Genomic DNA, 11105 nt, shown 5'->3' with positions numbered 1-11105 from the left:
ACGCCGGCACGTATCGAGGAGGCGGCGTGGATCTGCGAGGCGCGCGTGAGCGCTGGGTGCGTACGGGCGGGATCGAGCTGTGCGTGGCCGAGTCGGGCGATCCGTCACGGCCGACGATCGTGCTGGTGCACGGGTATCCGGACAGCAAGGAGGTCTGGTCCCGGGTCGCGGAACGACTGGCGGAGCGGTGGCATGTGGTGTTCTACGACGTGCGGGGGCACGGCAGGTCGACGGCTCCCGAGCCGCTGCGCGGTGGCTTCACTCTGGAGAAGCTGACGGACGACTTCCTGGCCGTCGTGGACGCCGTGAGCCCGGACCGTCCGGTCCATGTCGTCGGCCACGACTGGGGCTCGGTCCAGTCCTGGGAGTTCGCGACGGTGGAGCGGACCAAGGGCCGTATCGCCTCGTTCACATCGATGTCCGGCCCGTCCCTCGACCACTTCGGGCACTGGATCAAGCAGCGGATGTCCCACCCGAGTCCGCGCCGCGTGGGGGAGCTGCTCGGCCAGGGCGCCAAGTCCTGGTACGTCTACGCGCTGCACACGCCGGTTCTGCCCGAGATGGCGTGGCGCGGGGCGCTCGGCAGGCAGTGGCCGCGGATTCTGCAGCACATGGAGAAGGTGCCGGCGGACGGGTATCCGACGGCATCGCTCCCGCAGGACGCGGCGCACGGCGCCTGGCTCTACCGGGACAACATCCGGTCGCGCCTGCGTCGGCCGCGCCCGGACGCGTACGCCCATGTACCGGTGCAGCTGATCACCCCGACCGGCGACGCCTTCCTCTCACCGTCGCTCTACGACGCACTGCACTCGTGGGTCCCCCGGTTGCGGCGCCGCACCCTGCCGGCGAAGCACTGGGTCCCGCGCACCAGGCCGGATCAGCTGTCCGCCTGGATCAGCGAATTCGCCGACGGTGTGGAGACCGGCGGCGGCCAGGACCTTCCCGCCGAGGCCGGCACGGCGGCCAGGGGCGCCCATACGGAGCGGTTCGGCGGCCAGCTGGTCCTGGTGACCGGGGCGGCTTCGGGCATCGGGCGCGCCACAGCCCTGGCGTTCGCGGAATCGGGAGCGCGGGTGGTGGCCGTGGACCGGGACGCGGAAGGCGTCGCCCGTACGGCGGAGACGGCTCGGCTCGTCGGCGCACCCGCCGCGTGGGGTGAAGTGGTGGATGTCGGGGACGAGCAGGCGATGGAGGAGCTCGCGGAGAAGGTCATCTCCGGACACGGCGTCGTGGACGTCCTGGTGAACAACGCCGGTATCGGCCTGTCGGGTTCCTTCCTCGAGACGACGAGCGAGGACTGGCGGAAGGTCCTCGACGTCAATCTGTGGGGAGTCGTCCACGGATGCCGGATCTTCGGCAGACAGATGGCCGACCGAGGCCAGGGCGGCCACATCGTCAACGTCGCCTCGGCAGCGGCCCATCAGCCGTCACGTGTGCTGTCCGCGTACAGCACCTCCAAGGCGGCGGTGCTGATGCTCAGCGAATGTCTGCGCGCGGAGCTGGCCGAGCGGTCGATCGGGGTCAGCGCCATATGCCCTGGTTTCATCAACACGGACATCACCGGTACCGCACACTTCGCCGGCGTAGACGACGCGGAGGAGGAGCGTCTGCGGAAGCGGACGGCTCGGCTGTACTCGCTGCGCGACTACCCCGCGCAGAAGGTCGCTCATGCGATCCTCGACGCTGTGGCGCACAACCGGGCCGTGGTTCCGGTGACGCCCGAGGCCCACGGCGCACGTCTGCTGACCCGGCTCAGTCCTCGGATACGCCGCCGGGTCGCTCGGCTGAAGCCGCCCCTGTGAGCTTGGACACCGCACGGGAGTAGATGCTCGTGCATGACACCGCCTCCGCTCCGCCCAGGACCCCGGTCGGCATGCTTCGGCGTTCGCGTGCGACGACTTCTCTGCGACCAGGACCACTTCGCGTTACGCCCTCCTGCCCACTGCAGTTGAGCACTCGCGTTGCCCTGGGCTCCACACAGGCGCGGCGCCGAGCAAGTTGCGCACATGTCGCTTGCGGCCCGACACTTGTCCACAGCGTCGACAAAAAGCCTGTGGATAAACCGAGTTGGCTGTGGATCAAACCTGATGACAGCCGTAAGTACCGCGAACGCCGAGTGAAATCGAGGTGCGCCGGAAGAGCCGCCGCGGGCAGGCTGAGGGAGTGGACGAACGACGCACCGTCAAGGTGTCCCAGTACCTGTCGAAGCATCTGCGGCACAAACCCGACCGGATCGGAATCGGTCTCGACCCTCACGGCTGGGTCGCCGTCGACCAACTTCTGCGCGCCTGCGCCCGCGACGGCTTCAGCCTCACCCGGGCCGAGCTCGATCACGTCGTCGCGGCCGACGACAAACAGCGCTTCGCCATGGACGGCGATCGCATCCGGGCGAGCCAGGGCCACTCCGTGACGGTCGACCTCGGCCTGCCCCCGGCCGACCCGCCCGCGTACCTCTATCACGGCACCGTGGCACGAACACTCGACGCCATCCGCACCGAAGGGCTCCGGCCCATGAACCGCCACCATGTCCATCTCTCGCGCGACCGCGGAACGGCGGTCCGGGTCGGCGCCCGGCGCGGCACCCCGGTCGTCCTCACCGTGGACGCGGGAGCCATGCACCGGGCAGGTCGCATCTTCCATGTCAGCGCCAACGGGGTATGGCTCACCGACTCCGTACCGCGGGTCTTCCTGCGTCTGCCTGGATGACGCCTCGGCAGGTCAGCGTGCGCACCGTGGCGACTACCGGCGGCCGGCGGCGAGCCTGCTGAGGCGGTCGCCGATGACCGAGACACCCGGACGGGGCTCGCTCTCGTAGTACCAGGGCTTGCGTCGGCGCAGCAGCGCCTCACCGTGCTCGCTCCAGATGAAGCGGGGTTTCCGCAGCAGCTTCCGGAACACCTCGTCAGCCGTCTCCGGGTAGGCGGCGGCCAGACGGCGGATCGGCAACGGCGCGATCGACTCCTCGCGCAGGTACGTGCGCAGCAGATCCTGGTGCCGCCTGCGGCCCGTACGGGCGGGGTCTGCGAAGAGGTCCCGCAGCATCCCGTAGTCGGCGTAGAAGTTGAGCCCGTCGATCTGGTCGAAGATGACACCGATGGTGTCCGAGTCCGCCAATTCCCGCGGGAACGCGAAGAAGGGCAGGTCCAGTCCGGGGAGCCGCCGACGCCGGGCACGGCCCGGCTGTGCGGCGACGGCGGCCTCCTGGCGGTGGCGGTAGTAGGCGTTGAGGAGGTCCCCGGCTTCGGCAGGCGGAAGGACCAACTCGTCGCCGCCGCAGAACTCGACGAACGCGGCCCGGTCCTCCCGCATCTGCTGCCACCCCTGCTCGATCTTCTGGGGGTTGCGGAAGACCAGCTCGGGCTGGAGGGTGGCCAGTTCGAGCGCCGCCTGTGCGATGTCGGTGGCGCTGGACCTGGGGTAGTACGACATCGCCCCGGACACCAGCCACGCCCCGCCGGCCGACTGAACGGGTACCAGGCAGGTGTGGAGGAATCCCCCCTTGGAAACTCCGCGGAACGCCGCCCGCCCGGCATTCGAGTAGGTGCGGTACTCCAGATCGCTGACCAGGTTGAGCAGGACGACGGTGCCCCCGTCCTTGCGCTGGATCTCGAAGATGCCCTCGACCGGGTCACGCCAGCCGAGCAGCATCTCCCGGTCGGCCGTGGTCAAGCCCTTCCGCCCGGCGACGAACCGGTCCACCACGGTCGACCCGTCCGGCAGCCGGTACCGCAGGATGAAGTGGTCGGTGATCCGGATCGCCTCACCCTCGTCCAGCTGCCGCGCAGGCCCAGCGGCCTCCAGCAGGAGCGGCGTCAACCACCGGTCGAAGCGGTCGCTCTGCCCGAAGGCGACCAGCTGCCTTTTCAACTCGGCACTGCGCTCGATGAGGTCGGTCAGCGACGGCTCGCCGATGCCCTGCTTCGTGCCCCGTACGGCGCCAGCCACGTTCAGCCCTTTCCATACAAGCGCATTCCGCGTCGGGTGTGAGGTGCCCGGCCTCAACCGCCCCAGTGACGGTACGCCTCGATCCTTCCCCAAGCTCTCGGCTCCGCTCGAGCAGGGGAGACCCCATTCGCACCATCGGGCGCCGGGCTGGGCAACGGCATCCAGGATTCCGATCGCCTGCCGCACGCCGCCGCGAGAGCACAGGGCGACGGCCCTGCCGTCCAGCGTGAGGTCGATACCTCGCCACGGTTACCTCGACGCCGAGAACGACGGTGTTGAAGGGCACGTCGAGGTGCTCCTCAAGCATGGTGAACAGACCGGTCAGCTGTTCGTCCTCGTTGTAGGCGTCGACGGTCGCCCTTCGACCATGGTCTCGAGTTCGGTCTTACCCAGCGCGCCCATGGAGCCACGGTAGCGGCCTCCATCGCGACGCCGGCGTGGCTTCCTGAAATCCGCTCCGGCCGACACATCCGTGAGAGGGGGAGGCCCGCGTATCGTCGGGGTCATGCGTCTGAGCACCGTGATCCTTCCCATCCACCGATGGGCCGAAGGACAGAAGATCTGGCAGCAGGCCGAAGACCTCGGATTCCACGCCGCGTACACCTACGACCATCTCTCCTGGCGGAGCTTCCGCGACGGTCCGTGGTTCGGCGCGATCCCGACGCTGACGGCGGCAGCGACGGTAACGCAGCGTATGCGTTTGGGTACTCTCGTGACCTCGCCCAACTTCCGGCACCCGGTGACGCTCGCCAAGGACCTGATCACGCTGGACGACGTCTCCGGCGGACGGATCACGCTCGGCATCGGCGCCGGCGGGAACGGCTTCGACGCCACCACGCTGCGCCGGACCGACGACGAGCCGTGGACGCCACGTGAACGCGCCGACCACTTCGAGGAGTTCGTCCCACTGCTCGACCGGTTGCTCCGAGAGCCGTCCGTGACCCAGGAAGGCCGTTTCTACGCCGCGAACGAGGCCCGGAACATCCCGGGCTGCGTACAGCGTCCCCGGCTGCCCTTCGCGGTCGCCGCCACCGGGCCGCGTGGACTGAAGCTCGCAGCGCGCCACGGCCAGGCGTGGGTGACCACGGGTGATCCGAAGCTGTACGAGGCCGGAACCCCTGCGCAGTCCGTGGCTGCCGTACGCGGCCAGATCGCCCGGCTGGGCACTGCCTGCGAAGAAGCCGGCCGCGACACCTCCGACCTGGACAAGGTTCTGCTCACCGGGTTCACCCCGGGACGTCCATTGCAGTCCCTCGACGCGTTCGTCGACTTCGCCGGCACGCACTTCGACCTCGGATTCACCGAGATCGTCGTCCACTGGCCGGTGCCGGACTCCGACTTCGCCGGGGACCCCGAGGTGTTCGATCGGATCGCCACCGAGGCCCTGTCCCAGCTCGGCTGACCGCAGCCGGGGCGGACAACCTGGCGCCTTCGGCATATACCAGAGGCAGGATCCGCAGTTCAGGGACCCGCGCTCCCAGATGGGCGCCCCTCTGCACGCCGTGCGACTCCGTACGGGAGAATGACAGGGTGACCTCAGCTAGCGACTCGCCTCTGCCTGCCGTGACCCGGCTGATCGCCACCGATCTGGACGGCACCCTCCTACGCGACGACAAGACCTTGTCGGCTCGCACGACCGCCGCCCTGGCAGCCGCCGAAGCGGCGGGGCTCGAGGTCTTCTTCGTCACCGGGCGGCCCCTCCGCTGGATGGACGTCGTCATCCCTCATGTGCACAGCCACGGCATGGCGATCTGCGCGAACGGCGCCGCGGTCGCCGATCTCCACGATGGCCGGCTGCTCAAGGTGTACCCCCTGGACCGTGCGATCGCCCTGGACGTGGTCGACGTCCTGCGCGAGGCGGCACCCGGTGTGTCGTTCGCCGTCGGACTGGCCACGGGCACCCACTACGAACCGGCCTACCCCCCGTTCCACATGGACCCGGGTGCCACAGTCGCCGTCGCGGAGAAGCTGCTCCACGAGGAGGCTCCCGGCACCGGCACACCGGTCCTGAAAATTCTGGCCCACCACCCCGAAATGGCCCCGGACGCCTTCCTCGCACTGGCCCGCGAACTCGCGGGGGACCGCGCCTCGTTCACCCGGTCCAGCCCTGCCGCCCTGCTGGAGATCAGCGGCCCCGGGGTTACCAAGGCCCGCACCCTCGCCGCGTGCTGCGCGGAGCGCGGAATCGCTCCGGACGAGGTGGTCGCCTTCGGCGACATGCCCAACGATGTGGAGATGCTGAGCTGGGCCGGTGCCTCGTTCGCCATGGGCAACGCCCATCCGGCCGCTGTGGCCGCCGCATCCGGCGTGACGTTGACGAACGACGAGGACGGTGTCGCGGTCGTCATCGAGCGGATCCTCGCCACACGCCGACACGCTGAGACGGCGCGCTGAGCCCGCGCGCCCGGACCGCACGCTGAGGCCGGGAACCGAGGCCTGCCTGATCAGAGCGGGACCTGCCAGGTCACCGCCGTGCCGCTGTCCTCCTCCCCCGGCCCGAACCAGCTCGCGCCGCCCAGGGACTCGGCGCGCCGGGCCAGGTTGCGCAGGCCGCTGCGCCGGCCCCCGTCCGGGATCCCCACCCCGTCGTCCGCGACCGTCAGACGTACCGCGTCCCGCCCGTCGGGCAGCACCGCGGTCGCGTCCACTCTCACCTCGACGTGTGAAGCCCGCGCGTGCCGGAACATGTTGGACAGCGCCTCACGCAGAGCCGCGATGAGATTCTTGCCCGCGCGCTCCCCCACCAGCGAGTCGACAGGGCCCAGGAACCGGTGCGAGGGCATGAACCCCAGAGGCACCGCCGCCATGTTGATCTCCCGTAGCACCCTGGTCCGCAGCCCCGACTGCGCCTCCGCCGGTTCGTAGTGCCTCGTCGGCGTCCCCGGCCGAGAGCAGTGCCGGGTGACGGCCACCGAGCCTTCGATCCACCGTCCGCGCCCTCGGGCGGCGTCGTACGTCCGTGCGTGGGCTATGGCGATACCGGCCGCCGTGGCCAGCATGTGCAGCTCGTCGTCGCCGAACGCGCCCCCGCCATGCTTCTCCATCACGTAGAGGTTGCCGAAGATCTTGCCCCGGACCCGGATCAGGACCCCGAGGAAGGTGCGCATCTTCGGGTGGGCGGCCGGAAATCCGCCGAAGCGCGGGTCGTCCGCCGGATCCTCCAGCCGGATGGGCACGCCGTCCTCGATCAGTGCGCCCAGGAGACCGGTGTGCCCGTCCGGCGGGCGGCCGATCTCCCGGGCGACCTCCACGGGTACCCCATGGGTGATGAGGTCGCTGAGCGCTTCCCCGGGCCCTTCGACGACGCCGATGGCCGCATAGCGGGCGTGCGCGAGTTCGGCCGCGGTCTCACAGATGCGCTCGAGGGTCGAGTGCAGCTCGAGGCCCGTGCCGACGGACCTCGATGCTTCCAGCAGCTGGGGAGAGCGTGCCGTCAGCTCCGCGGAGAGCCCTCGCGGACTTCCGCTGCTCTGCCGCGCCGCTTCGGGCGCGTCCTGCGAATCCGGCTCGGGCACAACCCGAGCCTAGTAAGCACCGAATAGTCCCGACAGCCGGAATCGGGGCGGGTCCACCGCCCTCAGCCCCCTACAGGTACCGGCACCGCCCGCGACCACCCCGGCCCCGTACCGACCGGAGCCTGTTCGCGTTCGAGCATCCGGCGCAGTGGACCGTCCTCTGCGGCCAGAGCGGCGTACGGACCCTGCTGCACCACCCGGCCTCCGTCCAGCACCAGGACTTCGTCCACCGCCTCCAGCCCGGCGAGCCGATGGGTGATCAGCACGGTCGTACGTCCCTGAGTGGCAGCCAGCAGATCAGCGGTCAGTGCGTCCGCCGTCGCCAGGTCGAGGTGTTCCGCGGGCTCGTCGAGTACGAGAACGGGGAAGTCGGCGAGGAGCGCACGAGCCAGCGCAAGCCGCTGCCGCTGGCCGCCCGAAAGCCGGGCCCCGTGTTCACCCACCAGTGTGTCGAGACCGTCGGGCAGCGACCGGGTCCAGTCCAGCAGTCGGGCCGAGGCGAGGGCGTCTGTCAGCTCACCGTCGGTCGCGCCGGTGCGGGCGAGCCGCAGGTTCTCGCGGATGGAGCTGTCGAAGACGTGAGCGTCCTGGGCACACAGCCCCACGAAGGTCCGGACCGTGTCCCCGTCAAGCGCGGAAGCGTCGACGCCGCCGAGACGGTACGTCCCCTCCCGGGCGCCCAGGAATCGGAGCAGGACCTGGGCGAGTGTGGTCTTCCCCGATCCGGACGGGCCCACGACAGCGACCCGCTTCCCGGGGTGCAGTGTCAGACCGACGGAATGCAGGGCATCGCGCTCCGCGCCTTCGTACCGGGCCGACAGCCCTCGTACGTCGAGCGGGAAGGGTGAAGCCGGCGCCTCGGCCGGGTCGGCAGGTTCCTCGACCGGTACAGGAGCATCCAGCACCTCGAAGACCCGCTCCGCGCTCCGCTTGATCCGCCGGCGGTACTGCACCGCGAGCGGCAGCCCCGTCACGGCTTCGAATGCGGCGAGCGGAGTGAGGACGACGACGGCGAGCTCGACACCCGCCAGCCGTCCGTCGTACACGGCGGGCAGCGAGACGAACGCCGCGCCCACGACGGTGAGCCCGCAGATCAGGGCGGAGAGCCCGCCACCCAGTGCGGTCGCGGCCGCCGTGCGCGAGGCGATCCGTGTGAGGACGCCGTCCGCCGTGCGCACCTGCTCCTTACGGGCGGGCAGCGCACCCGCGACAGTCAGCTCGGCCGTCCCGCCGAGAAGATCAGCGACCCGGACGGCCAGCGCGGCCCGGGCGGGCGCCAGTTGGAACTCGGCGCGACGGGCGAAGGCTCCGCTCAGCCAGGGGACGCCCACGCCCGCGAGGAACAGCCCGGCTGCCAGGACAACGCCTGCCTCAGGCAGCATCCAGCCGGTGAAGGCAACAGATCCCACCCCGACCGCGAGCGCTGTCCCCACGGGCAGCAGCCAGCGCAGCCAGTAGTCCTGCAAAGCGTCCACGTCGGAGACCAGCCGGGACAGCAGGTCGCCTCGCCGCATGGCCCGCAGACCGGCGGGCGCGACGCGCTCCAGCCTCCGGTACACAGCCACTCTGAGCTCGGCGAGCATCCTCAGAACGGCATCGTGGGACACCAGCCGCTCTGCGTAGCGGAAGACGGCCCGCCCGAGGCCGAAGGCCCGGGTCGCGGTGACCGCGACCATCAGATACAGCACCGGGGGCTGCTCGGAGGCACGTGAGATCAGCCAGCCGGAGACGGCTATGAGGCCGACGGAGGACGCGACGGCGAGGCTGCCCAGCAGCAGAGCCAGACCTAGCATCCCGTGCTGCGAACCGGCGGCCTCCCGGACTCGGGCGAGCACGCGGCCGCCGGCCCTGGGGGCGGTGTCCTTGAGCAGCCGGGCGGTCTCCGCCAGCAGCGTGGGCTCCTCCGTGCTCAGACGCCCGTCATCGTCCCGGTCGCCCCGGTCGCCCGGCGTCGCAGGGCCCGGAACCGTCCCGCCGTCCGGCTCCCTGGGCACGGCCAGGTCCTCGCCTGCACCCGGTTCCAGCACCACCACCCGGTCCGCGACCGCGAGCAGCGCCGGCCGGTGCACGACCAGCAGCACGGTGCGCCCCTCGGCCAGCCTCCGCACCGCGTCGACGATGCCCGCCTCCGTCTCACCGTCCAGGCTCGCCGTCGGCTCGTCGAGCAACAGCAGAGGCCGGTCCGCGAGGAAGGCCCGAGCCAGCGCGAGGCGCTGCCGCTGACCAGCGGAGAGTCCGGCGCCGTCCTCGCCCAGCGGCGTCCCGACGCCGTCCGGCAGCGCATCCACGAAGTCGTACGCCCCTGCCTCCCGCAGCGCGGCCATGACCGCCGCGTCGTCCGCGTGCGGGCACGCCAGCCGTACGTTCTCCGCGATCGTCCCCGCGAAGAGATGGGGGCGCTGGGGCACCCAGGCGATCTGCTCACGCCAGCGTTCGGGGGAGAGGGCGGACAGATCGGTCCCGGAGACCCTCACCCGCCCCTCGTCGGGCGCGGTGAATCCGAGCACCACGCTGAGGATCGTGGACTTACCGACGCCGCTGGGACCGACGAGGGCGACGGTTTCCCCCGGCTCGACCACGAGGGAGGCGGCATTCGGCGCGGGCTCGCTCCGGCCCTGGTGGCGGACCGTCACCCCGTCCAGCTCCAGCCGCAGCGACTGCGGCACGTCCTGGGAGCCGCCGGCCGCGGGCTCGGTCTCCAGCACCGCGAAGATCTCCTCCGCGGCCGAAAGACCTTCCGCGGCCGCGTGGTACTGCGCGCCGACCTGGCGGATGGGCAGATAGGCCTCCGGCGCCAGAATGAGCACCACCAGCCCCGTGTAGAGGTCGAGTTCTCCGTGGACGAGCCGCATCCCGATCGTCACGGCGACCAGAGCCACGGAGAGGGTCGCCAGCAGCTCCAGGGCGAAAGAGGAAAGAAAGGCGAGCCGGAGGGTCTTCAGCGTGGCCTGGCGGTACTGGGAGGTGATGCTACGGATCGATTCGGCCTGCGCCTTGGCCCGCCCGAATACCTTCAGCGTCGGCAGTCCGGCCACGACGTCGAGGAAGTGCCCGGAGAGCCGTGACAGCAGCCTCCACTGTCGGTCCATCCGGGACTGGGTGGCCCATCCGATAAGAATCATGAAGAGCGGAATCAGCGGCAGCGTCACCACGATGATCGCCGCCGAGACCCAGTCCTCGGTGACGATCCGGGCCAGCACCGCCACCGGAACGACGACCGCGAGGCCGAGCTGCGGGACGTAGCGCGAGAAGTAGTCGTCGAGGGCGTCGACACCCCGGGTCGCCAGGGCGATCAGCGACCCGGTGCGCTGCCCGCTCAGCCAGTCCGGCCCCAGGCCGGAAGCCCGTTCCATGAGCCGGCCGCGCAGCTCGGACTTGACCGAGGCACTCGCCCGGTACGCGGCCAGTTCCGTCAGCCAGGCCACGAGCGCCCGCCCCAGCGCGACAGCCGCGAGCAGGAGCAGTGGTGTGCGGAGTCCGGAAGCGGTCAGCCCGTCCTCGAACCCGCCCACCACCACTTCGGCGACGAGCATGGCCTGGGCGATGACCAGAGCGGCTCCGACCAGGCCCAGTGCCACCACGGCCGCCAGGAAGAACCGGGTGGCCCGGGCGTAACGGAGTAGTCGTGGGTCGATCGGTTTCACG

General features: G+C 70.6%; 6 protein-coding genes and 1 pseudogene. 4 read left to right on the top strand and 3 right to left on the bottom strand.

Going from position 1 to position 11105, the window contains the following annotated elements; all coding sequences use genetic code 11:
* Positions 1–26 precede the first annotated feature (26 nt).
* Positions 27–1802 (top strand): SDR family oxidoreductase, encoded by a 1776-nt coding sequence (locus ACWD04_RS17320; protein ID WP_451132704.1) that lies wholly within the window; start codon positions 27–29, stop codon positions 1800–1802.
* A gap of 361 nt (positions 1803–2163) precedes the next feature.
* Entirely contained in the window at positions 2164–2706 is a 543-nt protein-coding gene (locus ACWD04_RS17315; RefSeq protein ID WP_451132702.1) for an RNA 2'-phosphotransferase, read from the top strand.
* Positions 2707–2739: 33 nt separating this feature from the next.
* On the opposite strand, the gene ACWD04_RS17310 is transcribed toward ACWD04_RS17315, so the two are convergent.
* Positions 2740–3945: a hypothetical protein gene (locus tag ACWD04_RS17310; protein ID WP_451132700.1), complete on the bottom strand. Its 1206-nt coding sequence runs from the start codon at positions 3943–3945 to the stop codon at positions 2740–2742.
* A gap of 505 nt (positions 3946–4450) precedes the next feature.
* Here ACWD04_RS17310 and ACWD04_RS17305 point away from each other — a divergent pair.
* Both ACWD04_RS17305 and ACWD04_RS17300 read left to right on the top strand, forming a co-directional pair.
* Positions 4451–5347: an LLM class flavin-dependent oxidoreductase gene (locus ACWD04_RS17305; protein WP_451132698.1), complete on the top strand. Its 897-nt coding sequence runs from the start codon at positions 4451–4453 to the stop codon at positions 5345–5347.
* Between the two features lie 128 nt (positions 5348–5475).
* Positions 5476–6339, top strand: a complete 864-nt coding sequence (locus ACWD04_RS17300; RefSeq protein ID WP_451132696.1) for a Cof-type HAD-IIB family hydrolase — start codon at positions 5476–5478, stop codon at positions 6337–6339.
* Positions 6340–6389: 50 nt separating this feature from the next.
* On the opposite strand, the pseudogene ACWD04_RS17295 reads toward ACWD04_RS17300, so the two are convergent.
* Both ACWD04_RS17295 and cydD read right to left on the bottom strand, forming a co-directional pair.
* Positions 6390–7382 (bottom strand): annotated as a pseudogene (locus ACWD04_RS17295) (GAF domain-containing sensor histidine kinase).
* 140 nt (positions 7383–7522) lie between these two features.
* On the bottom strand, positions 7523–11104 hold the full coding sequence (cydD, locus tag ACWD04_RS17290; protein ID WP_451132694.1) for a thiol reductant ABC exporter subunit CydD: 3582 nt from the start codon (positions 11102–11104) through the stop codon (positions 7523–7525).
* Position 11105: the final 1 nt, after the last annotated feature.

The organism is Streptomyces sp. NPDC002911, from assembly GCF_053591835.1.
This window is presented reverse-complemented; position numbering and strand designations above follow the sequence as displayed.

What these genes read in the sequence shown, in the direction of transcription:
- ACWD04_RS17305 (WP_451132698.1), top strand. Translation starts at nt 4,451, where the DNA reads ATGCGTCTGAGCACCGTGATCCTTCCCATCCACCGATGGGCCGAAGGA.